Genomic DNA, 20,287 nt, shown 5'->3' on the forward strand with positions numbered 1-20,287 from the left:
TCCGCGGATGGAATGGTTCAACGCAGACGAATACTGGTTCGCCCGTGAGGTGTTGCAACGGGGGACCGCCGCGATCTACCTGATCGCGTTCATCGTGGCGGCCCGGCAGTTCCGCGGGCTGCTCGGTACCCGGGGCCTGCTGCCGATCCCGCGGTTCCTGGCCGTCAACTCATTCCGTCGGGCCCCGAGCCTGTTCCAATTCCACTACTCCGACCGGTTCTTCGCCCTGGTGTGCGCCATCGGGGCGCTGCTCTCGGCGGCCCTGTTGGCCGGGGGCGGGAATGTGGTGCCGCTGTGGGCGGCGATGCCGATCTGGTTGCTGGTCTGGGCGCTGTACCTGTCGATCGTCAACGTGGGGCAGACCTGGTATTCGTTCGGCTGGGAGTCGCTGCTGCTCGAAGCCGGGTTCCTGATGATCTTCCTGGGCAACGACGACGTCGCTCCACCGCTTCTGGTGTTGTGGCTGGCCCGCTGGTTGGTGTTCCGGGTCGAGTTCGGTGCCGGGCTGATCAAGCTGCGTGGTGACCCGTGCTGGCGCAACCTGACCTGCCTGTACTACCACCACGAGACCCAGCCGATGCCCGGCCCGCTGAGCTGGTTCTTCCACCACCTGCCCAAGCCGTTGCACCGAATCGAGGTGGCCGGCAACCACTTCGCCCAACTCGTCGTGCCGTTCGCGTTGTTCGCCCCGCAGCCGGTGGTCAGTGGCGCGGCGATCGTGGTGATCGTCACCCAGCTGTGGCTGGTGGCCTCGGGGAATTTCGCTTGGCTCAACTGGATCACCATCGTGCTGGCGTTCAGCGCCGTCTCCGACTCGGTGGCCGGCCGGCTGCTCCCGCTGCGAGAACATCAATTCGATGTCACGCCAATGTGGTTCGTGGTCGTGGTGGTCGCGTTCAGCGCGGCGGTGGCGTGCCTGAGTTACTGGCCGGCGCGCAACCTGTTCTCCAAGCGGCAGCGGATGAACGCCTCCTACAACCGCTATCACCTGGTCAACTCCTACGGCGCGTTCGGCACCGTCGGACGGACCCGCGACGAGGTGGTGCTGGAGGGCACCGCCGATCCGGAGCTGAGCGATCATACGGTCTGGAAGGAATACGAGTTCAAGGGCAAGCCAGGCGATGTCCGCCGGTGCCCGCGGCAGTTCGCGCCGTATCACCTGCGGCTGGACTGGCTGATGTGGTTCGCGGCCATCTCGCCGGCATACGCGCAAGGCTGGCTGCGGATGCTGCTGACGCGCCTCCTGGAGAACGACCGTGAGACCCTGAAACTGCTGCGGTACAACCCGTTCCCCGACGCGCCGCCCCGTTATGTGCGGGCTCGGCTGTACCGGTACGAGTTCAGCAGCTGGGCTGAGCTGCGCCGCGACCACGTCTGGTGGCACCGGATCTCACTGGGCGTCTACGTTCCGCCCCAATCGCTGCCGTCGGCCGGCCGTTCAGCGGCCGGTGCGCAGTGACCGCTGGTAGCGCTGCATCCCGGCGATCCAGCGGTCGTAATCGGAACCCTTGTGCCGGTACATGTCGAGCACCTGTGGGTGCGGCAGCACGAGAAACCGGTCGGACTGCACGGCCTCGATCGTCGCCGCGGCAACCTGTTCGGCGCTGATCACCTCGCCGGACTGCACGATCGAGGCCGCCCCCGCGGCAGCGTCGGAATCCGTCGCCGCCCGGACCGCGTCCAGCAGCGGGGTGGCCACCCCCAGCGGGCACACGCAGCTGACCCCGACGCCGTCGTCGCCGTAGGTGATGGCCAGCCACTCGGCGAAACCGACCGCGGCATGTTTGGTCACCGCGTATCCGGCCGCGCCGATCTGGGACAACAGGCCAGCCGCCGAGGCCACCGAGACGAAGTACCCGCTCCCGCGTGACACCCAGTGCGGCACAAGCACTTGGGCCGCCCGGACATGGGCCCGCAGGTTGACGTCGAGGATGACGTCCCAGTCCGTCTCGGTGCCGAGACCCGGCGCACCGATGATCCCGGCGTTGGCGACGTAGATGTCGGGCGGACCGAACGCGGTGGCGCTGAGGGCCTCGATGTCGGCGGTGGCTCCGGCGTCGGCCTGGATCCCGAGCGCTTCACCACCGGCCGCCTGGATCTGCTCGGCGGTCTGTTCGGCCGACTCGGCGTCGAGGTCGGCGGCCACCACCCGGGCGCCCGCCGCGGCGAACGCCTCGGCGATCGCCCGGCCGATACCTGATCCGGCACCGGTGACCACTGCGGACTTGCCAATGAGTTCCATGTGCCGTTCTTAGCCGAAATGCACGCCCTGGGCCAGCGGCAGTTCCGAAGAGTAGTTGACGGTGTTGGTGGCCCGGCGCATGTATGCCTTCCAGGCGTCCGAGCCGGACTCGCGGCCACCGCCGGTGTGCTTCTCGCCGCCGAACGCACCGCCGATCTCGGCGCCCGACGTGCCGATGTTGACGTTGGAGATGCCGCAGTCGGATCCGTCGGCGGCCAGGAAGCGCTCGGCCTCGCGCACGTCGGTGGTGAAGATCGCCGACGAAAGGCCTTGCGGTACTGCATTGTTGAGGGCGATCGCGTCATCGAGGTCGTCGTAGGTCAGCACGTAGAGGATCGGGGCGAACGTCTCGGTGTGCACGATCTCGGTCTGCGCCGGCATCCGCACCACCGCCGGGGCGACGTAGAACGCGCCCTCATCACCGACATCGTGGCGCTCGCCGCCGAACACCGCGCCGCCGTCGGTGCGGGCCTGCTCCAACGCCCCGACCATGTCCCGGTAAGCGCGGGTGTGAATGAGTGGCCCCACCAGGGTCCCGGCCACACTCGGATCGCCGATCGGCAGGCTCTGGTAGGCCGCAACGATCCGGGACACCACCTCGTCGGCGATCGAGGAGTGCACGATCAACCGGCGCAGCGTCGTACACCGCTGCCCGGCGGTACCTGCCGCGGAGAACACGATGGCCCGCACCGCGAGATCCAGGTCGGCCGACTGGGTCACGACGGCGGCGTTGTTGCCACCCAACTCCAGCAGCGCCCGGCCGAATCGGGCGGCCACCCGGGGGCCGACCTCCCGGCCCATCCGCACCGAACCGGTGGCGCTGACCAGCGCCACCCGCGGATCGTCGACCAGCCGTTCGCCCAGCTCGCGCCCACCGAGGACCAGCCGGGCCACGCCGGCCGGGGCGCCAACATCTGCGGCGGCGCGTTCGATCAGGGCCTGGCAGGCGATCGCGGTAAGTGGGGTCAGCTCAGAGGGTTTCCACACCACGGTGTCGCCGCAAACCAGTGCGACCGCGGTGTTCCACGACCACACCGCCACCGGGAAGTTGAATGCGGTGATCACGCCGACCACCCCCAACGGATGCCAGGTCTCCATCAGCCGGTGCCCGGGCCGTTCGGAGGCGATGGTGCGGCCGTACAGCTGGCGTGACAGGCCGACGGCGAACTGGCAGATGTCGATCATCTCCTGCACCTCGCCCAGCGCCTCGGAGGTGACCTTGCCCGCCTCCACCGTGACCAGGGTGGCCAGATCGGCCTTGTGCTCGACGAGCAACTCGCCCAGCCGCGCCACCAGCGCGCCGCGCACCGGCGCCGGGGTGACACGCCAGGCGGAAAAGGCCTGTGCGGCTTCAGAAATTGCCGCATCGACCTGATCCGCACCGTCTTCGGGCAACGTGAACAGCACGTCACCGCTGATCGGTGAACTGGCGTGCAGGCCGGGGCCCGGAGCCGTCGGCTCACCGAGGTCGACAACGGCACCAATGGCGGTCAAGGCCTGCCGTACCCGCCGGCGCAACTCCTCGCGGGTGGGCAGCGTGGTCGGTGCGGTGGTGGTCATCGTGTGCCTTTCTGGTTGGCTACGGTGCCGGATCGGCCGGGGGAGTTACAGTGCGGGCCATGGGCGAAGCCGACGCGTACGTGCTCGACGACACCGACCGGACCCTGGTGCGCGCGCTGGCCGCCGATGGCAGGGCCACGCTGGCCCAGTTGGCGGCCGCGGCCGGGTTGTCGGTTTCGGCGGTGCAGGCGCGGGTGCGGCGACTGGAGTCCCGCGGCGTCGTCACCGGATACGCCGCACGGCTCAATCCCGAGGCGCTGGGCAACATGCTGTCGGCGTTCGTGGCCATCACCCCTCTCGATCCGTCCCAACCCGATGATGCACCCGCGCGCTTGCAGCACATCCCCGAAATCGAATCGTGCCATTCGGTGGCCGGCGAGGAGAGCTACGTGCTGCTGGTGCGGGTGGCCTCGGCCAGGGCGCTGGAAGACCTGCTGCAACGGATCAGGACCGCGGCTGATGTGCGCACCCGCAGCACCATCATCTTGCAGACATTTTACAGCGGAAGGGACTATATCCCGTAACGAATCCTGTGTCAGTCCGGTGTGGCCGTAAAAATATCGCTAACATGGCGGCATGGCTGCAGTGTTGACGTCGATGTTGCCCTCGGGCCCGCGCATCACGCCCGACCGGGTGCGCGCCGTCCTGGCGCGCAGCATCCTGACCGACGGCTTCGATCTCGTCCTCGACCTGGACCGGTCCCGGGGTTCCTGGCTGGTCGACGCCCGCACCGGCGAGCGCTTCCTGGACATGTTCACTTTCTTCGCCTCCTCGGCACTGGGCATGAACCACCCGGCGCTGGCCGACGACGATCACTTCCGCGCCGAACTGACTCAGGCCGCGGTGAACAAGCCGAGCAACTCCGACATCTACAGCGTGCCGCTGGCCCGGTTCGTCGACACCTTCCGCCGCGTGCTCGGTGACCCCGACCTGCCGCACCTGTTCTTCGTCGACGGCGGCGCACTGGCCGTCGAAAACGCACTCAAGGTCGCCTTCGACTGGAAGAGTCGGCACAACGAGGCCCGCGGCATCGACCCCGCGTTGGGCACCCAGGTACTGCATCTGCGCGGCGCCTTCCACGGCCGCAGCGGCTACACCATGTCGCTGACCAACACCGACCCGGTCAAGGTGGCCCGGTTCCCCAAGTTCGACTGGCCCCGCATCGAAACCCCCTACCTCCGGCCCGGGGTGGACATCGCTGCGCTCGAAGCCGATTCGCTGCGCGCGGCCCGCGCCGCCTTCGAAGCGAACCCGCACGACATCGCGTGCTTTTTGGCCGAGCCGATCCAGGGTGAGGGCGGGGACCGGCATCTGCGGCCGGAGTTCTTCGCCGCGATGCGGGAACTGTGCGACGAGTTCGACGCCCTGCTGGTGTTCGACGAGGTGCAGACCGGATGCGGGATCACCGGAACCGCCTGGGCCTACCAGCAATTGGGCGTGGTCCCGGACGTGGTGGCCTTCGGGAAGAAGACGCAGGTGTGCGGGGTGATGGCGGGCGGCCGCGCACGCGAGGAGCGATTCAGCACACGCGCACGCGAGGAGCAGTCCAGCACACGCGCACGCGAGGAGCAGTCCAGCACACGCGTCGACGACGTCGCCGACAACGTCTTCACCGTGAGCTCGCGGATCAATTCCACCTGGGGTGGCAACCTGGTGGACATGGTGCGTTCGCGGCGGATCCTGGAGGTCATCGAGTCCGACGGCTTGTTCCGCGACGCCGCGGTGACGGGGGAGTATCTGCTCGGCCAGTTGCGCAGACTGGCAGTCGATTTCACCGGGACCGTGCTCGATCCGCGCGGGCGCGGGCTGATGTGCGCGTTCAGCCTGCCCACCCCCGCCGAACGTGACGAACTGATTCGCCGGCTGTGGAACCGCCGCGTCATCATGCTGCCGAGCGGCACCGACTCGGTGCGGTTCCGGCCGGCGCTGACGGCCACCCGCGCCGAGATCGACGCCGGTCTGGAGGCCGTGCGCGACGCGCTCAGCGCTCCGCTGGCCGGCTAGGGGGCGCGGCGACTTCCTGACGCAGAATCGATTTCAGCCTGGGCAGATCGGCTCCAGCTATCAGCCGGCACCCATGCAGTTCGGCCAGTTTGTGTGCAGCCGGGGTGAATTCGTTGTTGGTGACCACCATGGTCTTGGTGCAGTCCTGCATCGGCGCCCCGGCGACAACCTCCTGCACGGCGGCCGCCCCCACCGGACGCGACAGCCGTTTGCACTGCACGGCAATCCGATTCGGCCGGTGCCCGACGATCAGGTCCACCCCCCAGTCGCCGGTGAGCGGCGTCATGATGACCGGCAACCCGGCGGTGCGGGCCACGTGCGCCACCCGGTCCTCGAACTCCAACCCGGTCATCTCGGTGGCCGCCGATTCGCCTGCGGTGGGGATGGACAGGCCCCGAAACACCGCCAGCACGAACCGCGGGGTGCCCACCAAAGCCAACGGCGCCACGACGGCGATCGCCACGCACCAACGTGCGTCCACCCCGGCCAGATGCGCTGCCAGCCCCGCTGCCACGCCGGCGGCCGCACAGAGCTTGATCCGAAGCCGTCCCACGGGCCCGAATGCTAACCGCGGCCACTGACATCTGCGGCGCCGTTCCCAGCTTTGCGCGCTAACCTCGATCAGTGACGACTGAACCGGCCACGGGCAGCACCGAGTTGCCGATCGAGCACGCGCTCGCCGGCGGCGAACCGCAGCGCGTGGGCTGGTTCCGCTTCTACTTCGCCGACGAGCGCTGGGAATGGTCCCCCCAGGTGGAGCGGATGCACGGCTACGAACCGGGCACCGCGCACCCGACCACCGAGTTGGTGCTGTCGCACAAGCACCCCGAGGACTATGGCCAGGTCGCGGCGACCCTCGACGAGATCCGGCGCACCTCCGGCGCGTTCAGCACCCGGCACCGCATCATCGACACGGCAGGCGCCGTCCACCACGTCGTCGTGGTCGGCGACCAACTGTTCGACGACACCGGCACCGTCATCGGCACCCACGGCTTCTACGTCGACGTCTCACCGTCGATCGCACACGCCCACGAGCAGACCGTCACCGAGGTGGTGGCCGGAATCGCCGAGGCCCGCAGCGGGATCGAGCAGGCCAAGGGCATGCTGATGCTGATCTACCGGATCAATGCCGAAGCGGCCTTCGAACTGCTCAAGTGGCGCTCCCAGGAAACCAACACCAAGTTGCGGATGCTGGCCGAACAGCTGGCCAAAGACTTTCTGGAGCTGGACTACACCGAGGCGCTGCCCGAGCGGGTCATCTTCGACCGGCTACTGCTCACCACCCACTTACGGGTCGAGCCGGAGGTTTAGCGCCACCCGATCCAGGGAAAACTCCCCGCGCCGATGCGAAGCGACAAGGGGGTTGACCGATGTCGACATGCGCCACGTGTGGCAACGACTATGACAAGACATTCACGGTGAGCTGGGATGGGCAAACCGCGGACTTCGACAGCGTGGAATGCGCGGCCGTGCGGATCGCTCCCGAGTGCGCCCACTGCGGTTGCCGGATCCTCGGACACGGGGTCGAGGCCGCCGACACCATGTACTGCTGCGCACACTGCGCCCGTGAGTCCGGCCATTCCGAGCTGGTCGACCGGCGTGCGGGCTGAGGCGGAACCGCGCCGATGACCGCCCCCACCCTGACCGGGCTGGCCCTGGTGTGCAGCCTCAAGCGCAAGCCGGCCGAATCCAGCAGTGAGCTGATCGCCGATCAGGTCTGCGAGAACCTCACCGTGCTCGGCGTCGGCACCGAGACGATCCGCTGCGCCGACTACACGATCGAACCCGGTGTCGAGGCCGATATGGGTGACGGAGATCAGTGGCCAGAGATCCGGAAAAAGGTTCTCGCCGCCGACATCCTGCTGCTGTCGACGCCGGTGTGGCTCGGCCACCCGTCGAGCATCGCTCAGCGAGTGCTGGAGCGGCTGGACGCGGAGCTGTCCAACACCGACGACGCCGGTCGCCCGGTGCTGGCCGGCAAGGTCGCCCTGGTGTCGGTGGTCGGAAACGAGGACGGCGCGCACAAGACGGTCGCCGATATCTTCCAGGGCCTCAACGACATCGGCTACAGCATCCCGGCCCAGGGCTGCACGTACTGGAACGGCGAGGCCATGCACGGTACCGACTACCAGGATTTGGACGAGGTACCCGACGCGGTGGCAGCGGCGACCGCGGCCGCCGCGCGCAATGCCGCCCACCTGGCCGGCTTGCTCAAAGTCGGGCAGTACCCGCGTTACGAATGAGAGAGGAACACGACATGGAAGGGCCCGACGATCCCGTCGACCACGCCAGAACCACCCGGCCGCATGCCGGGGAAGCGATGAAGGACAACCGCAACATGCCGGCCCTGGTCCTGGTGGGCCTCGGCGTGGTGATGTTCGTGGCCTGCCTCTTCGCGTTCGCGACCGGCCACCCGCAGGTGGGCCTCGTGCTCGCGATCCTGGCCGCCATAGGGATACTCGGCGGCGGGCTCTGGCTGGCCATCGCCCACTTGCGCGTGCGCCGTATCGAACGGCGTTGGTACGCAGAACATCCCGAGGTCACCCCGCAGCCGCCCAACAGCTGATCCGCCGGCCACCCCGGGCATGAGATGGCCCAGCCACCGTGGGCTGGGCCATCTCCTCTGTTCAGGGTTCCGGTCAGGGCCGCTGGCTCGCCTGCTGACGCTTCTCGGCGGCCTCGGCTCCGGCCCGGGCCGATTCGGCTTCGGCCTCCTTCTTTGCCACGTCCTGCTGGGCGTCGGCTTTGTCCTGCTGGGCTTTACCCTCGCGAACCAAGTCATCGCGGCCGGTCACGGTGCCGACGGCTTCCTTGGCTTTACCCTTGACGTCCTCGACGACGCCCTTGATGCCTTCTTCAGGTCCTGAGTTCTTCTCGGTCATGTCTACCTTTCCGCTACTGGAGTGGATTGGTCATTTGTCGCGGCTTCTGCACGCACTTCATGGGTTCCCTGGCCCGCAGACGCTAAACCCGGCCTGGCAAATACACAGGTGTCGTCCGACACGTTTGCGCAGCGCCCGGATGGGTACCGAATAGGGGTACTTTCCGGAGGGAGTGAGGATGGCCGTCGAGACCATCGCCGTTGGCGCCGAGGGCGTTTACCGGCCGCAGCACGATTCGTGGCTGCTGATCGATGCACTCGAACGCAGTGGTGCGGTAGTGGGCCGACGGGTGGTGGACCTGTGCGCCGGAAGCGGGGTGGTGGCCATCGCCGCCGCCGAGCTGGGAGCCACCGCGGTCACGGCGCTGGACATCTCGCCGTGCGCGGTCCGTTGCTCGCAGGCCAACGCGCTCGCCGCGCAGGTAGAGGTGGAAACCAGGCTGGCGTCGTGGTCGCAGGCGCTGGAACACGAACCCTTCGACGTGGTGGTCTGCAATCCGCCCTATGTGCCGGTCGGACCGGACACTGTGGCCGGTGCGGTTCCCGCGGCCGACCCGATGGGTGCCTGGGACGGCGGCCCAGACGGCCGCCGGGTGCTGGATCCGTTGTGTGCTTCGGCGTCCGACATGGTGGCCGACGGCGGGGCGCTGTTCCTGGTGCAGTCCGAGTTCGCCGACGTCGACCGGTCGTTGAAGGCGTTGCGCGACAGTGGTCTGGATGCCGATATCTGTGCCACCCAACGCATTCCGTTCGGACCCGTGCTGCACGCGCAGGCGGGCTGGCTCCGCGACACCGGGCGGTTGACCGAGGCCCGGACTGAGGAGCAGCTGGTGGTCATCCGGGCGGACAAGCGATGACCGAGCCGCGGGCGGTGCGGGTGGTGCAGGGCGGCCCCATCCTCATCGAGGGGCCGGTGTCCATCGAGCTGACCGACGGATCCACGGTGGAATCAGACCGTTTCATGGTGGCCGTCTGCACCTGCCGGCGGTCCAAGACCTACCCGCTGTGCGACACCAGCCACCGCAAGGTCACGCGGCCGGCGCAGTCAGGGAAGCGGCCGGCATAGCGAGCTGCGGCCGTCCCGCCAGCACGTCATCAGATGGTTGGCCAGGCGGTCCTCCATCACTCCGAAGGCCCGCATGCCGAACACCACGTCGGCGTCGAGGCCCGGTTCGCGCTGGACCAGATCCCCGACCACGTCGTGGCGGACCACCTGTTCGTGCACCGCGTCGGCTTCGACGTGCTCGCGGTAGAACCGGACACACGCCTCGGGGGCGTCAAGTCGCTGCAAGGCGGTGACCATGCGCTGCGAGCCGGGGGACGAGGTGATCTCGGTGGCGGCGAAGTGGCCGGCGGCGGCCCCGCGCAACCGGCGGTGCAGACCGAACATCGACATCAGGTTGACGATCGCGAGGCTCTCGGCCGGGACCGCGTCCAGGTAGCCCAGGTAGCTGGGATCCAGATCGGCGGCCGCCATCAGATCGGCGAACAGCTGCTGATGGACGCGGGCAGCCGAGCCGGCCCCGTACTCGTCGAATTCGACTGCCACGAAAGCGGCTTTGGCCTGACCGCCCAGCCGCGGGATCAGCCAGGCGTGTGGATCGCCCTCTTTGAGGTGATAGAGCGAACGGTGGATGAAGTACTCCCGCATCTGCGTCCACGTGCCCGCGTCGCGCAGGTGGTATGACGGGCCGGAGCCGTCGGCCGGTTCCGTCGAGAGCCGCGCCATCTCCCGCTCGGCGGTGTCCGCCTCGGGGTCGATGCTGCCCACCTCGCGGCGGACCGCCGCCAGGAATATCCGTTCGAACTGCGAACGCAGGTGCAGCAGGCCCGCGTTCCACTCCCAATCGGCGTCGACACCGGCGAAACCCCGATAGTGCAGCTCGTAGCAGATATACAGCGCCAGTTGCACGTCGAGGCCGAACGGATCGGCGTCGCGGAGCGGCACCCACACCGGTTCGAGGTGGTTGTGCGGGGCGCGGCCGCCGAGACGTTCGATCACCTCGGCAGAGATGGGCCCCTGGGCATAGGGGAGCCCGGGCTGGGCGAGGACAGGAAGCGTGGACATTGCGGGCGAGATATTCCCGTCCACGGCCTTCGGTAAACGCTTGCGGCGCAGTTGGGTGCGCCCGTTTGCCCGGCGGCGTGACCGGGTATCCGAACACCACCGAATACGAGGTGAGTCATGACGACGACAGCGCGGTCCGCGCCGACCCGGATGCATCGGACCGATCGCACAGCGGGTGTCTTCGAGCGAATCGGGCAGGCCATTGAGTCCGAGCGCCGGGACGCGCTGGCCGAGCAGGCGATGACCGAACTGGTCTGGGGATGTTTGGCCGGTGCGGTCACTCACGACCCAGTGCCGGTGAATGCCGGCGGTGACCGGCGCGCAGTGTGACGCCCTCGGCACCGATCCTGGCGACATCGCTCCATTCTGCGAAGAACGTGCCACGATGTCGCCAGCGGGCGATCCGGGCGATGACGGCGGGTGCCGTGACGGCGGTGCGCTCGTAACCCAGATATGAGGAGCGGGTGCGCGGGCTGATCACCAGCCCGCTGATCTCCGGGGTGTGGCCTTCGGTGAGTCGGAGCCGGACGTCGATCACGCTCCCGACCCGGTGGCCGTCGGCATCGTCGACCCGTAGCCCCAGCAGGTTACTCAGCTGCATGGCGTCCTCCCGGGATACGCGCGACGATGTGGGCACGCAGCCAGTGCTCCACCCAGTCGGCCTCGGCCGGCAGCGTGTCGGCCAACTCGACCGTGACACCGACCGATGCCACGTGCTCCCAGGGGACCTCGTGCAACATGGTGCGCGGCGGAGCGCCGCCGAGGATGCGGGTGAGCATCACCTGGCCGGTGAGGATCGCGGTGACGCGCGGTGGTGCACTGCCCGGGTCGATGTCGACACCGGCCTCGATGCCGTCGATTTCCAGATCGTCGACGATTCCGGCCGGCGCGCCGTCGTGGTCGAGCAGTTGCCGGTCCAGCAGGTGCAGCCGGGCGTCGACGATTCTCGACTCCGACGAGTTGCGCCGGCCGCTCATTGTCCCGCCCCCGTCACGATCATCAGCGGTATGGCCGCCAGTGAGGCCGCCACGATGATCACCAGGTACACCGAACCGAACACGTTGAGCGCCCCTCCGTTCGTCTTGTCGCCCATATACTCGGGATCGTTGGCCACGATGAGGATGGGCAGATAGGTCAGCGGCAGTGCGATGGCCGAGAACACCACCGAGTACTCGGTCACCATGACCGGATCGACCCCGGTGAACAGGACCGCCGCGCCGACCACGATGCTCACGAACATCGCCACGTGGAAGCGGGCCGCTTCGGCGGGACGGCGGAACTTTCCCCAGGTCCAGCCGAAGAACTGGGCCAGGGTGTAGCCGCTGGACAGGGTGGTCTCCAGCGCCGCGCCGAAGGTTGCGGCCACGATCCCGACGATGGCGAATGCCAGGGCCAGCTTGCCGCCGGCCGCCACCACCGGCATCACCACCTGTGACAGCGAGGTCACCTCGATCTGGTGGGGCAGCAGCGCGAGGGTCGCGCCGGCGGCGATCGCGACCGACAAGATGCCACCAAGCGGGAAGCCGACCAGGACGTTGAGCCGTGACACCCCGAGATCTTTTGTCTTCCAATGTTCTTCCACCGCACCGGAGGAGAAGAAGAACACCTCGTAGGGGGTCATCGCGGCACCGAACAGGGCGATTGCGTAATACCAATACGTCGCCGCCGATTCGGATTCCGGGATCACCGGCTGGATTGCCTGCTGGGCCAGATCACCCCAATGTGGTTGCAGGGCAAAGACCGCGACGGCGAACACGATCAGACACAGCCCGGCCATTCCGGCAGTGTTCTCCATGATCGAGAACTTGACCCGCCAGATCACCAACCACACCGCGAAGGCCGCCACCGGGATCCACATCATCCGTCCGACATCGGTGGCCAGTTGCAGCGCCAGAGCGACGCCACCGATCTCGGCGGTCAGCGTCATCAGGTTGATCAGGAACGAGGCGACCAGGTTCGCCGCTGCGGTGCGTGGGCCCAGGCGTTCCCGGATGATCTCGAACGTGGCCCGCCCGCTGACCGCCGCCACGCGGCCGGCCATCTGGGCGAACAGGCAGATGCCCACGACGCCGACCAGCACCACCCAGACCAGGGCCAGACCGAACCGCGATCCCACGACGGCGTTCATCACCAGATCGCCGATGTCGAGAAACCCGCCGATAGCGGTCAGGATGCCCAGTGCCACCGCGAAGAATTTCTTCATCAGCGGTACCCGGTTTCCAGGGCCTCGGCCGCGGCCAGCAGCTGCCCGCGCAGCGCATCCAGCTCCGGGCCGGAGGTGATTCCCCGGACGCGGGCCGACGCGGTGTTCAGACGGTCGATCAACGAGGTCATCGCCTCGGTGAGCAGGCGTTGGCGGTCCAGGTCCATGGGATCGTCGGCCTTCAGATCGGCAATACCCTGGTACGCGTTGACGATTTCGTCGCGGGCATCAGAGATCTGCACGCTGACCAGTTGCCGGGTGGAACGGTCCTGGCGCCGTAGCTCGAGTGCGTAGGCTCCGCTGCGCGCGGCAGCCACCGTCTCCTCCATCGCCTGGGCGAGCTGGCCGGGCATGCCGTCTCGGTTGGCCGGGCAGCAGGTCAGCAGCAACCCGAGCGCAACCACGAGAAAACCGGCCAGCACCGCCGTCCGGACCCGCCGTGCCATGGCGACTGGTCTTTCTAGCGCTCGCGGTCGAATTCGTCGAGCCCGGAATCGTCTGTGATCACCGCACGCTGTTCCTGCCAATCCTGGTCGGACGCTTCCAGGGGAGGACTGTCGCTGTCGGCCGCGGACGTCTCGACGTCGGGGACCGGCTCAGCGTGATCGCGTTGCTGCTCAAGAGCATCGGCCACGGGCACGTCGTCAGGCAGTCCTCGGAGATCATCACGGGGGTATAGCCCGCGCTGCGGCCGGTCAAACGCACGGCGGCTACCGGGCCCGCTTCCGAATGAGCCGGGCCGTGCTGCTCTCCAGGATCGTCTGACGCCTGTCGGGGTTGCGGACGCCTGCGGCGCGGTGGGCACCGGCGGCGATGGTCAGCCCGTCCCGGTAGGCGTCGACCACGCGGGGATCGACGTAAGCGCTGCGGGCCACCGCGGCGGTGTTGCCCAGCGCCTCGGCGACCTCACGCATCACGGCCGATTCGACCCGTTTGACGACCTTGTCCTCGACCGGCGGGTCGGCGTCGGCGAAGGCCTGGGCGGCCAGCACCGTGCCGTGCCAGGTTCTCAGGTCTTTGACGGTGTATTCATCGCCGACCATCTCTTTGAACCGCACATTCAGATCCTCGGCATGCACGTCGGTCCACCCGTCGTCCCCGCGGTAGCCCAGCAACCGGTCTGCGTCCCTGCGTCGGCGTACCAGGGAGCGCACTGACCGCGTCACCGCCGGGTCCTCGACCTGCAGGGTGCGGCGCACCCCGCTCTTGGCGGGGTAGTCGAATTCGACTGCATCCGAGTGCATCGTGACGTGCTCCCGCAGCAGGGTGGCGATGCCGAAGGAGTTGTTCTCCTCGGCGTACTGATCGCCGCCGGCGCGGAAGTACCCCAGGTCCAGCAGGCGTAGACCCAACGCCAGCACGCGGTTGCGGGTCAGCCCGCGCCGCCGCAGATCACCCACGATGTCCCGACGCCAATCCGTAAGCAGCCCAGACAGTTCCAGTACCCGGTCGAACTTGTCCGCGCTGCGCTGCGCCTGCCACCGCGGGTGGTAGAGATATTGGCGCCGGCCCGCGGCATCGGTACCGACGGCCTGGATGTGCCCGTTGTGCTGGGGGCAGATCCACACCTTCGTCCACGCCGGGGGAATCACCAGATCATAGATGCGCTGCAGGGTTTCGGAATCCGTGACGGTGCCGCCGTCGCCGTCGCGATAGCTGAATCCGCGGCCCCGCCGTAACCGGTGGATACCTGGGCCGCCGACCGTGCTGCGTCGCAGCCTCATTGTGATCGGCAACCTGGTTTAGCGACCGGACAGCGATGGGTACGCGGCAAACATGTCATTGTCAGGCTATTCCGGTCCCGGAAACGACAATGCCCGCCGGGAGAGTCCCGGTGGCAAAGCTGAAAACCGTAGGCCGTCCGGCCCCGCGCTGGCTGCGTTGCACGGCAGGCGGGTACCCCGTTGGAGCCGTCGTCATGCGCGCGGACCGCGCGCCGTCGAGTTCCGGGTGGCCGCGCGTCCCGAGGCGTTGGCCACCGTGCGGACCGTGACGGGGGCGCTGGCCAGTTTCGAAGGGCTCGACACAGACCGGGCAGCCGATTTGGCCTTGGCGGTCGATGAGGCCTGCACTGTGCTGATCGCCATGGCCGACGCGGGCACCAGCTTGCTGCTCGTCGAAGACCCGGGCACCCGAGAACTCCACGTCGAGGTGTCGGCGACCTGCGACAGTGCCGACCCCTCGGTGGACGAGATCCTCAACGCGTTCAGTCGCCGTGTCCTGGAGTCGTTGGCCGATGACGTCAGCACCTTCGTCGATGGCGCCGATTGGCGTGGTGGGGCCGACGACGCCGTCATCCCGGTGCTCGGCATCTCGCTGACCATGCGGCGCTGGCCCGCGCCGCGGTGCTAACGCCCCGGATTCACCAGTTGCAGCTGGCGCGGGTGGTTGCGCAACTTCGACAGGGCAGCGGGCAGGTCGCCGGAGACCGGCAGTGCGTGGGCCGGATCGCAGATGTCGACCACCCTGGCCACCGCGGTGCTGGGGATGAGAACCCAGTCGATGTTATCGCCCGCGCAGTGCACGTTGAGGGTGTGCAGGCCGGCGAAGCAGCAGGCGCCGAAGAACTCCACGCCGCTCATGTCGAGGACGAGTTGCCCGCTGGCCCTGGCGTTTTGGCCGCAGATCGGCAGGTCGGGGGCGTTGGACGCGTCCAGCTCGCCGCAGATGCTGATCACCGCGATGGACGGCCACACCCACTGGGTGTCGAAGTGCGCGCGATGCTGTTCCCCGGGACGTGCACTGGCTCGTCTGGCAACACTGTGGATTGGCATTGGTGACTCCTCAGTATCAAACTGCGGTCACGTCACGTTGAGCCTTCACCAGCCCGCACCCATGACGTTCGGGGCGGCTGTGAACTCAACCTGGCCTGGACTTTACTCCGGATGTGAGCTGTTGTGCATCTGCTGCCGGCCGGGTTTGACCCCCGCGTCACCCGGGTATCCGACGCCCATGAGGTTCGGTGGATTAGTGGGAACTCTTGTGCTCATCTGGCTGTTGGTCGGGGTGGTTGCGGCCTGGCAGCGCGACTACTTCCATGGCGGGTCGACGAGCTGTGCGACAGCTGGGGCCATAGCGCTTACGGTGCTGGCCGGCCCGCTCAACTATGCAGGCGTCAATCCGAAGGTGGACGAATGCCGTCTGCCGGAACCCAGCGCGATGGACTCCATCGCCTCGTAAAGGAGAAACGCCATGATTGTGCTCGGAGCGATTCTGCTCATTCTCGGGCTCATCCTGAACATCTACCTGCTCTGGGTGGTGGGGGTGATCCTGCTGGTGATCGGCGGGGTGTTCTGGCTGCTCGGCGCGATCGGGCGGCCCGTCGCGGGGCGAAGAAGCTGGTACTGACGCCTCGCCCGGTCAAGTCGGCAACAGCGACAACAAGGAGGTGCACGATGCCGAATTCGTCGATCAAGGACGAGAAGCTCTACCAGGACCTGCGTGAGGAGGGGAACTCCAAGGAGAAGGCGGCGCGGATCTCCAACGCCGCTGCCGCGAAGGGACGTTCCAGCGTCGGACGCTCGGGCGGCAAATCCGGCTCATATGACGACTGGACGGTCGACCACCTGCGCAAGCGTGCGAAAGAACTTGGGATCAAGGGCTATTCCGACAAGAACAAGCGCGAACTGATCGGGATGCTGCGCAACCACTGATCAGGGCATGCGGACCGCTGGGGCCAATCCTGGCGGTTTCTCGCCACAGCGTGTCCGAGCGATCTACCGTGGAAGTAGCCCATGCACGGCAGTGGGGCGAGAAATGGCGGGAAGGAGCAGCCATGCACGGCCCAAAAGATCCAGTTGATCACGCGCGGACGACCCGGCCGCATGCCGGCGAGTCGATGAAGGACAACGTCATCATGCCCGCGGTGGTACTCATCCTCGTGGCTTTGGTGCTCTTCGTGGGTTGCCTGGCAGCGTTCGCCAGCGGCCACCCCGACGTCGGATTGACCGTGGGTACCCTATCCGCGGCCGGTTTCGTCATCGGATTGACGTGGCTGGCCCTCGAGCACATGCGGGTGCGCCGCATCGAAGACCGGTGGTACACAGACCATCCGGGCGTGATGAGGCAGCGCCCCAGCAGCTGAAACCGTACATCCGACAACCCGGCCGGGTACGGCCGGGTTGTCGGCTTGCTCTCGGGGCGCGCTGCTGGAACGGCGGCTAGAACGTCAGTGCCAGGATGACGAAATCGATTGCCAGCAAAGCCAATCCGATCACCGGGACCAGGATGCCGTAGCGCATCCGTGCGGTGATGAACGACACCGCGATGGTCACCACCGGCACCACCGGTGCCCCGTAGAACAGAATCCCGAACCAGAACTCGCCCGGGCCCTGGTTCGCGCAGGCATCGTTCGTGCAGCCGGCCATACTCATCACCGCACCCATCCCGTACAGGAACACCGCGATGGCCGCGGGCACCGTCAACAAGGCCAGCACCCAGGTCATCGTGGTCCGGGTTCGCCGCTCGCTCTTCGCGTCTGTGGGTAGCGCCTGTGATTCGGTCATCGGCTCTGCATACCCAGTTTCGAGGACTTCCGCACGGGTATTCCAGCGGCATGGCCAGATTCGGATACACCCTGATGACCGAGCAGAGCGGCCCGCGTGAGCTTGTCGGCTACGCGGTGGCGGCCGAGCAGGCCGGCTTCGACTTCGAGGTGAGCAGCGACCACTTCAGCCCCTGGCTGGCCAGCCAGGGACACGCACCCAACGCCTGGCCGGTCCTGGGCGCGGTGGCGCATGCCACCGACGCCGTGCAGCTCTATTCGTATGTGACGTGTCCGACGATCAGGTACCACCCGGCGATCGTCGCTCAGCAGGCCGCCACCGTGCAGATCCTGGCCGACGGCCGTTTCACCCTCGGGCTGGGCAGCGGCGAGAACCTCAACGAACACGTGGTGGGCAAGGGCTGGCCGACCGTCGAGCGGCGGCTCGACATGCTGGCCGAGGCGATCAAGGTGATCCGGGAACTCCTCACCGGCGACCTTATCGACTTCCGCGGTGAGTTCTACGAGATCGACTCCGCGCGTATCTGGGACGTGCCCGAGGACCCGGTGACCATCGGTGTCTCGATGACCGGTGAGAAGGCGCTCGACAAGCTCGCGGTGGCCGCCGATCATCTGATCAACGTGGCACCGGACCGCGCGATCGTCGAGGGCTGGCAGCAGCGCCGGCAGGCCACCGGGGTGCTGCCCGAGGGACGGGTGATCGGACAGGTGCCGATCTGTTGGGACCCCGAACCCGAGGCCGCCGTCGAGCGCGCCTACGACCAGTTCCGCTGGTTCGGTGGCGGGTGGGCGGTCAACGCCGACCTGCCCACTCCGGCCGGATTTGCCGCGGCCACACAGTATGTGCGCCGCGAGGACGTGGCCGGCGCCATTCCGTGCGGTCCGGACCTGGACGCCATCGTCGCGGCAGTGGCGCCCTACCGCGAGGCGGGCTACACCGACATTGCGCTGGTGCAGATCGGCGATCAGGGCCAGCAACGCTTTCTCGATGAGGCGGCCAGGCCGCTGCTGGCCGCGCTGCGGGCCGAACTGGATTGAGGTGATCCGGGGGGCGACATCCGTAGGTTTCGGACCGCGGCGCGGTGGGCATTCCTGGCGGCAGCGCCTGGCAGCCCAGGCCCGGGAGAGCGGAAAGGAGCCGCAGTGGCTAAGTTACTGTCGGTCCGAGATGCCAGGAGGTGAGATGACCGACGAACAAGGCCACCGCGAGTCGCCAGTCCGCGCAGAACGGTCGGTGGAGATTCGGGTCGCTGCGAGGCTGGAGAACCTGGCCGTGGTCCGCACGCTCGTGGCTGCCGTGGCAACGTTCGAGGACCTGGACTTCGACGTCGTCGCCGACCTGCGGCTGGCAGTGGACGAGGCCTGCACGGCGTTGATCCGATGCGCGCTGCCCGATTCGAGCCTGCACTTGATCGTCGACCCGCGCGAGGACACCGTGGCGATCACTGCCTCCGCCAACTGCACCGGTGACGCGGTGGTGGAACCGGGCAGCTTCAGCTGGCACGTACTGAGCTCGCTGACCGACGACGTGGACACCTTTACCGACGGTGATGGACCGGCCACCGGTCAGATGTTCGGCATCACCCTGACCACGAGGCGAGCGAGCCTGCTCCGGTGACGTCGGAATATGCAGATGTTCGCGACATGTTTCGCGAACTGAGCGAACTCTCCGAGGACGCGTCGGCCTTCGAGCGCCAACGCGAGCGGATCGTGCAGCGGTGTCTGCCTTTGGCCGACCACATCGCGCGGCGTTTCGACGGCCGCGGCGAGCCGCGTGAAGACCTCGTCCAGGTGGCCCGGGTGGGCCTGGTCAACGCGGTCAACCGGTTCGACGTCGAGGCCGGATCGGATTTCGTGTCCTTTGCGGTGCCGACGATCATGGGTGAGGTCCGGCGCCACTTCCGGGACAACAGTTGGTCGGTGAAGGTACCGCGACGGTTGAAGGAACTGCACCTGCGTCTCGGCGCGGCGACCGCCGAACTGTCGCAGCGGCTCGGCCGCGCCCCGACCGCGTCCGAGCTTGCCGAAGACCTGGGTATGGACCGCGAAGAGGTCATCGAAGGGCTGGTTGCCGGCAGCTCCTACAACACGCTGTCCATCGACAGTGGTGGTGGGGGCGACGAGGATGCGCCGGCGATAGTCGACACGCTCGGCGACATGGACACCGGCCTGGACCAAATCGACAACCGAGAAACGTTGCGGCCGTTGCTTGCTCAACTACCTGAGCGCGAGCGCACGGTGCTGGTCCTGCGCTTCTTTGAATCCATGACGCAGACGCAGATCGCCGAACGTGTCGGTGTCTCGCAGATGCACGTGTCGAGGCTGTTGGCGAAATCGCTAGCGCGACTTCGTGACCAGCTGCAGTAGCGGTGTCTTACCGTTCAATGTGGACAACGCCGCCGCCACGCTGTGGCGGGTGCACAACTCGGAATCCGGGTCGCAGACCCGCAACAGCCGGCTGACGGCGTTGCTCGGTACCAACACCCAGTCGACATCGCCGGCCGCGCAGCGGACTTCGATGGCCTTGAGTGCGGAAAACCCTGCGGTACCGAAGAAATCGACGTGCGTGAGGTCGACGACGACGCGCGGGGTCTCGGCGATATGGCGCAGTGCGTAGTCGGCGAAATCGGTTGCGTTCGCGGCATCGACATCCCCGTGGGCACTGATCACCACCGATGACGGTGGCAACCAACGGGTGGCGAACGTGGCCGGGGGAGTGTTGGTGCGGTCGATCAGAGCGCTCGTCTGTGTGACGCGCGCACCGGAGACAGTCATTTCATCGCTCCATCAGTCGTAATACACGTATTCGTACTGCTGGTGCGCGT

31 protein-coding genes are annotated in these 20,287 nt (G+C 67.4%); 17 read left to right on the top strand and 14 right to left on the bottom strand.

Annotation, left to right across the window (positions count from 1 at the left end; genetic code table 11):
* Window positions 1-7 precede the first annotated feature (7 nt).
* The gene (locus FR943_RS08865; protein ID WP_217156071.1) at window positions 8-1,459 is read left to right on the top strand and encodes a lipase maturation factor family protein; all 1,452 of its coding nucleotides are present in this window, start codon (window positions 8-10) and stop codon (window positions 1,457-1,459) included.
* Here the strand turns inward: FR943_RS08865 and FR943_RS08870 are convergent.
* The gene (locus FR943_RS08870; RefSeq protein ID WP_217156072.1) at window positions 1,439-2,242 is read right to left on the bottom strand and encodes an SDR family NAD(P)-dependent oxidoreductase; all 804 of its coding nucleotides are present in this window, start codon (window positions 2,240-2,242) and stop codon (window positions 1,439-1,441) included. The two genes, FR943_RS08865 and FR943_RS08870, sit on opposite strands and share 21 nt — an antisense overlap.
* A gap of 9 nt (window positions 2,243-2,251) precedes the next feature.
* Window positions 2,252-3,802 carry an L-piperidine-6-carboxylate dehydrogenase gene (gene amaB, locus FR943_RS08875; RefSeq protein ID WP_217156073.1) on the bottom strand — a complete coding sequence of 517 codons (1,551 nt, stop codon included), beginning with the start codon at window positions 3,800-3,802 and terminating at the stop codon, window positions 2,252-2,254.
* 59 nt (window positions 3,803-3,861) lie between these two features.
* On the opposite strand from amaB, the gene FR943_RS08880 reads away from it, so the two are divergent.
* On the top strand, window positions 3,862-4,326 hold the full coding sequence (locus FR943_RS08880; RefSeq protein ID WP_217156074.1) for an Lrp/AsnC family transcriptional regulator: 465 nt from the start codon (window positions 3,862-3,864) through the stop codon (window positions 4,324-4,326).
* A gap of 52 nt (window positions 4,327-4,378) precedes the next feature.
* Window positions 4,379-5,806: an L-lysine 6-transaminase gene (lat, locus tag FR943_RS08885; RefSeq protein WP_217156075.1), complete on the top strand. Its 1,428-nt coding sequence runs from the start codon at window positions 4,379-4,381 to the stop codon at window positions 5,804-5,806.
* Here lat and FR943_RS08890 read toward each other — a convergent pair.
* A complete protein-coding gene (locus tag FR943_RS08890) occupies window positions 5,784-6,359 on the bottom strand; it encodes a restriction endonuclease (protein WP_217156076.1) in 576 nt (191 codons plus the stop codon). The genes lat and FR943_RS08890 overlap by 23 nt on opposite strands.
* 71 nt (window positions 6,360-6,430) lie before the next feature.
* Here FR943_RS08890 and FR943_RS08895 point away from each other — a divergent pair, with 71 nt between their 5' ends.
* Genes FR943_RS08895 through usfY (FR943_RS08910) form a run of 4 tightly spaced genes read left to right on the top strand, consistent with a single transcriptional unit; the run spans window position 6,431 to window position 8,372 of the window.
* On the top strand, window positions 6,431-7,117 hold the full coding sequence (locus FR943_RS08895; RefSeq protein WP_217156077.1) for a PAS and ANTAR domain-containing protein: 687 nt from the start codon (window positions 6,431-6,433) through the stop codon (window positions 7,115-7,117).
* Between the two features lie 59 nt (window positions 7,118-7,176).
* Window positions 7,177-7,416 carry a metallothionein gene (locus tag FR943_RS08900; protein WP_217156078.1) on the top strand — a complete coding sequence of 80 codons (240 nt, stop codon included), beginning with the start codon at window positions 7,177-7,179 and terminating at the stop codon, window positions 7,414-7,416.
* A gap of 15 nt (window positions 7,417-7,431) precedes the next feature.
* On the top strand, window positions 7,432-8,049 hold the full coding sequence (locus tag FR943_RS08905) for a flavodoxin family protein (protein WP_217156079.1): 618 nt from the start codon (window positions 7,432-7,434) through the stop codon (window positions 8,047-8,049).
* Window positions 8,050-8,063: 14 nt separating this feature from the next.
* Window positions 8,064-8,372 (top strand): protein UsfY, encoded by a 309-nt coding sequence (usfY, locus tag FR943_RS08910; RefSeq protein ID WP_217156199.1) that lies wholly within the window; start codon window positions 8,064-8,066, stop codon window positions 8,370-8,372.
* A 73-nt stretch (window positions 8,373-8,445) separates the two neighbouring features.
* On the opposite strand, the gene mbp1 is transcribed toward usfY (FR943_RS08910), so the two are convergent.
* Window positions 8,446-8,688 (bottom strand): microaggregate-binding protein 1, encoded by a 243-nt coding sequence (gene mbp1, locus FR943_RS08915; protein ID WP_217156080.1) that lies wholly within the window; start codon window positions 8,686-8,688, stop codon window positions 8,446-8,448.
* A gap of 178 nt (window positions 8,689-8,866) precedes the next feature.
* Between mbp1 and FR943_RS08920 the strand changes: the two genes are divergently transcribed.
* Window positions 8,867-9,544, top strand: a complete 678-nt coding sequence (locus FR943_RS08920) for a HemK2/MTQ2 family protein methyltransferase (RefSeq protein WP_217156081.1) — start codon at window positions 8,867-8,869, stop codon at window positions 9,542-9,544.
* On the top strand, window positions 9,541-9,753 hold the full coding sequence (locus FR943_RS08925) for a CDGSH iron-sulfur domain-containing protein (RefSeq protein ID WP_217156082.1): 213 nt from the start codon (window positions 9,541-9,543) through the stop codon (window positions 9,751-9,753). The genes FR943_RS08920 and FR943_RS08925 overlap by 4 nt, the downstream gene beginning before the upstream one ends.
* On the opposite strand, the gene FR943_RS08930 is transcribed toward FR943_RS08925, so the two are convergent.
* The 7 genes from FR943_RS08930 to FR943_RS08960 all read right to left on the bottom strand — a co-directional run bounded on the left by FR943_RS08930 (window position 9,733) and on the right by FR943_RS08960 (window position 14,682).
* The gene (locus tag FR943_RS08930) at window positions 9,733-10,755 is read right to left on the bottom strand and encodes an iron-containing redox enzyme family protein (RefSeq protein ID WP_217156083.1); all 1,023 of its coding nucleotides are present in this window, start codon (window positions 10,753-10,755) and stop codon (window positions 9,733-9,735) included. The two genes, FR943_RS08925 and FR943_RS08930, sit on opposite strands and share 21 nt — an antisense overlap.
* A 277-nt stretch (window positions 10,756-11,032) precedes the next feature.
* A complete protein-coding gene (locus FR943_RS08935) occupies window positions 11,033-11,356 on the bottom strand; it encodes a PRC-barrel domain-containing protein (RefSeq protein ID WP_217156084.1) in 324 nt (107 codons plus the stop codon).
* Window positions 11,343-11,732: a hypothetical protein gene (locus FR943_RS08940; RefSeq protein ID WP_217156085.1), complete on the bottom strand. Its 390-nt coding sequence runs from the start codon at window positions 11,730-11,732 to the stop codon at window positions 11,343-11,345. Before FR943_RS08940 ends, FR943_RS08935 begins: the two co-directional genes overlap by 14 nt.
* The gene (locus FR943_RS08945; protein ID WP_217156086.1) at window positions 11,729-12,958 is read right to left on the bottom strand and encodes an Nramp family divalent metal transporter; all 1,230 of its coding nucleotides are present in this window, start codon (window positions 12,956-12,958) and stop codon (window positions 11,729-11,731) included. Before FR943_RS08945 ends, FR943_RS08940 begins: the two co-directional genes overlap by 4 nt.
* Entirely contained in the window at window positions 12,958-13,404 is a 447-nt protein-coding gene (locus FR943_RS08950) for a hypothetical protein (protein WP_217156087.1), read from the bottom strand. The genes FR943_RS08945 and FR943_RS08950 overlap by 1 nt, the downstream gene beginning before the upstream one ends.
* Before the next feature lie 14 nt (window positions 13,405-13,418).
* A complete protein-coding gene (locus FR943_RS08955) occupies window positions 13,419-13,592 on the bottom strand; it encodes a hypothetical protein (RefSeq protein WP_308170510.1) in 174 nt (57 codons plus the stop codon).
* Between the two features lie 76 nt (window positions 13,593-13,668).
* Window positions 13,669-14,682, bottom strand: coding sequence for a DNA topoisomerase IB (locus FR943_RS08960; protein WP_217156088.1), 1,014 nt, complete (start codon window positions 14,680-14,682; stop codon window positions 13,669-13,671).
* A 226-nt stretch (window positions 14,683-14,908) separates the two neighbouring features.
* Between FR943_RS08960 and FR943_RS08965 the strand changes: the two genes are divergently transcribed.
* The gene (locus FR943_RS08965; RefSeq protein ID WP_308170511.1) at window positions 14,909-15,310 is read left to right on the top strand and encodes an ATP-binding protein; all 402 of its coding nucleotides are present in this window, start codon (window positions 14,909-14,911) and stop codon (window positions 15,308-15,310) included.
* On the opposite strand, the gene FR943_RS08970 is transcribed toward FR943_RS08965, so the two are convergent.
* Entirely contained in the window at window positions 15,307-15,732 is a 426-nt protein-coding gene (locus FR943_RS08970; RefSeq protein WP_217156089.1) for an STAS domain-containing protein, read from the bottom strand. The two genes, FR943_RS08965 and FR943_RS08970, sit on opposite strands and share 4 nt — an antisense overlap.
* Window positions 15,733-15,910: 178 nt before the next feature.
* Between FR943_RS08970 and FR943_RS08975 the strand changes: the two genes are divergently transcribed.
* From FR943_RS08975 to usfY (FR943_RS08990), 4 genes are all read left to right on the top strand, one after another.
* The gene (locus FR943_RS08975; RefSeq protein WP_217156090.1) at window positions 15,911-16,138 is read left to right on the top strand and encodes a hypothetical protein; all 228 of its coding nucleotides are present in this window, start codon (window positions 15,911-15,913) and stop codon (window positions 16,136-16,138) included.
* 12 nt (window positions 16,139-16,150) lie between these two features.
* The gene (locus tag FR943_RS08980) at window positions 16,151-16,306 is read left to right on the top strand and encodes a DUF6131 family protein (RefSeq protein WP_217156091.1); all 156 of its coding nucleotides are present in this window, start codon (window positions 16,151-16,153) and stop codon (window positions 16,304-16,306) included.
* 47 nt (window positions 16,307-16,353) lie between these two features.
* Complete coding sequence (locus tag FR943_RS08985) at window positions 16,354-16,611, top strand: DUF7218 family protein (protein ID WP_217156092.1); 258 nt, start codon at window positions 16,354-16,356, stop codon at window positions 16,609-16,611.
* 122 nt (window positions 16,612-16,733) lie between these two features.
* The gene (usfY, locus tag FR943_RS08990; protein ID WP_217156093.1) at window positions 16,734-17,042 is read left to right on the top strand and encodes a protein UsfY; all 309 of its coding nucleotides are present in this window, start codon (window positions 16,734-16,736) and stop codon (window positions 17,040-17,042) included.
* Between the two features lie 76 nt (window positions 17,043-17,118).
* On the opposite strand, the gene FR943_RS08995 is transcribed toward usfY (FR943_RS08990), so the two are convergent.
* Complete coding sequence (locus FR943_RS08995) at window positions 17,119-17,463, bottom strand: hypothetical protein (RefSeq protein ID WP_217156094.1); 345 nt, start codon at window positions 17,461-17,463, stop codon at window positions 17,119-17,121.
* A gap of 50 nt (window positions 17,464-17,513) precedes the next feature.
* Between FR943_RS08995 and FR943_RS09000 the strand changes: the two genes are divergently transcribed.
* From FR943_RS09000 to FR943_RS09010, 3 genes are all read left to right on the top strand, one after another.
* Window positions 17,514-18,500, top strand: coding sequence for a TIGR03557 family F420-dependent LLM class oxidoreductase (locus FR943_RS09000; protein ID WP_217156095.1), 987 nt, complete (start codon window positions 17,514-17,516; stop codon window positions 18,498-18,500).
* Between the two features lie 145 nt (window positions 18,501-18,645).
* Entirely contained in the window at window positions 18,646-19,080 is a 435-nt protein-coding gene (locus FR943_RS09005; protein ID WP_217156096.1) for an ATP-binding protein, read from the top strand.
* Window positions 19,081-19,106: 26 nt separating this feature from the next.
* A complete protein-coding gene (locus FR943_RS09010; protein ID WP_246584935.1) occupies window positions 19,107-19,829 on the top strand; it encodes an RNA polymerase sigma factor SigF in 723 nt (240 codons plus the stop codon).
* Here FR943_RS09010 and FR943_RS09015 read toward each other — a convergent pair.
* Window positions 19,800-20,237: an STAS domain-containing protein gene (locus FR943_RS09015; RefSeq protein WP_217156098.1), complete on the bottom strand. Its 438-nt coding sequence runs from the start codon at window positions 20,235-20,237 to the stop codon at window positions 19,800-19,802. The genes FR943_RS09010 and FR943_RS09015 overlap by 30 nt on opposite strands.
* Window positions 20,238-20,287 lie beyond the last annotated feature (50 nt).

This window comes from [Mycobacterium] fortunisiensis, from assembly GCF_019050325.1.
Lineage (GTDB): Bacteria > Actinomycetota > Actinomycetes > Mycobacteriales > Mycobacteriaceae > Mycobacterium > Mycobacterium fortunisiensis.

Bases quoted from the DNA above. Each gene is read 5' to 3' on its own strand.
- FR943_RS08930 (WP_217156083.1), bottom strand. From the start codon at position 10,755: ATGTCCACGCTTCCTGTCCTCGCCCAGCCCGGGCTCCCCTATGCCCAG.
- FR943_RS08975 (WP_217156090.1), top strand. From the start codon at position 15,911: ATGAGGTTCGGTGGATTAGTGGGAACTCTTGTGCTCATCTGGCTGTTG.
- FR943_RS08945 (WP_217156086.1), bottom strand. From the start codon at position 12,958: ATGAAGAAATTCTTCGCGGTGGCACTGGGCATCCTGACCGCTATCGGC.
- FR943_RS08935 (WP_217156084.1), bottom strand. From the start codon at position 11,356: ATGCAGCTGAGTAACCTGCTGGGGCTACGGGTCGACGATGCCGACGGC.
- FR943_RS08985 (WP_217156092.1), top strand. From the start codon at position 16,354: ATGCCGAATTCGTCGATCAAGGACGAGAAGCTCTACCAGGACCTGCGT.
- FR943_RS09010 (WP_246584935.1), top strand. From the start codon at position 19,107: ATGTTTCGCGAACTGAGCGAACTCTCCGAGGACGCGTCGGCCTTCGAG.
- mbp1 (WP_217156080.1), bottom strand. From the start codon at position 8,688: ATGACCGAGAAGAACTCAGGACCTGAAGAAGGCATCAAGGGCGTCGTC.
- FR943_RS08905 (WP_217156079.1), top strand. From the start codon at position 7,432: ATGACCGCCCCCACCCTGACCGGGCTGGCCCTGGTGTGCAGCCTCAAG.
- FR943_RS08970 (WP_217156089.1), bottom strand. From the start codon at position 15,732: ATGCCAATCCACAGTGTTGCCAGACGAGCCAGTGCACGTCCCGGGGAA.
- usfY (WP_217156199.1), top strand. From the start codon at position 8,064: ATGGAAGGGCCCGACGATCCCGTCGACCACGCCAGAACCACCCGGCCG.
- FR943_RS08900 (WP_217156078.1), top strand. From the start codon at position 7,177: ATGTCGACATGCGCCACGTGTGGCAACGACTATGACAAGACATTCACG.
- FR943_RS08880 (WP_217156074.1), top strand. From the start codon at position 3,862: ATGGGCGAAGCCGACGCGTACGTGCTCGACGACACCGACCGGACCCTG.
- FR943_RS09000 (WP_217156095.1), top strand. From the start codon at position 17,514: ATGGCCAGATTCGGATACACCCTGATGACCGAGCAGAGCGGCCCGCGT.
- usfY (WP_217156093.1), top strand. From the start codon at position 16,734: ATGCACGGCCCAAAAGATCCAGTTGATCACGCGCGGACGACCCGGCCG.
- FR943_RS08960 (WP_217156088.1), bottom strand. From the start codon at position 14,682: ATGAGGCTGCGACGCAGCACGGTCGGCGGCCCAGGTATCCACCGGTTA.
- lat (WP_217156075.1), top strand. From the start codon at position 4,379: ATGGCTGCAGTGTTGACGTCGATGTTGCCCTCGGGCCCGCGCATCACG.
- FR943_RS08920 (WP_217156081.1), top strand. From the start codon at position 8,867: ATGGCCGTCGAGACCATCGCCGTTGGCGCCGAGGGCGTTTACCGGCCG.
- FR943_RS09015 (WP_217156098.1), bottom strand. From the start codon at position 20,237: ATGACTGTCTCCGGTGCGCGCGTCACACAGACGAGCGCTCTGATCGAC.
- FR943_RS08865 (WP_217156071.1), top strand. From the start codon at position 8: ATGGAATGGTTCAACGCAGACGAATACTGGTTCGCCCGTGAGGTGTTG.
- FR943_RS08870 (WP_217156072.1), bottom strand. From the start codon at position 2,242: ATGGAACTCATTGGCAAGTCCGCAGTGGTCACCGGTGCCGGATCAGGT.
- FR943_RS08950 (WP_217156087.1), bottom strand. From the start codon at position 13,404: ATGGCACGGCGGGTCCGGACGGCGGTGCTGGCCGGTTTTCTCGTGGTT.
- FR943_RS08940 (WP_217156085.1), bottom strand. From the start codon at position 11,732: ATGAGCGGCCGGCGCAACTCGTCGGAGTCGAGAATCGTCGACGCCCGG.
- FR943_RS08995 (WP_217156094.1), bottom strand. From the start codon at position 17,463: ATGACCGAATCACAGGCGCTACCCACAGACGCGAAGAGCGAGCGGCGA.
- FR943_RS09005 (WP_217156096.1), top strand. From the start codon at position 18,646: ATGACCGACGAACAAGGCCACCGCGAGTCGCCAGTCCGCGCAGAACGG.
- amaB (WP_217156073.1), bottom strand. From the start codon at position 3,802: ATGACCACCACCGCACCGACCACGCTGCCCACCCGCGAGGAGTTGCGC.
- FR943_RS08980 (WP_217156091.1), top strand. From the start codon at position 16,151: ATGATTGTGCTCGGAGCGATTCTGCTCATTCTCGGGCTCATCCTGAAC.
- FR943_RS08925 (WP_217156082.1), top strand. From the start codon at position 9,541: ATGACCGAGCCGCGGGCGGTGCGGGTGGTGCAGGGCGGCCCCATCCTC.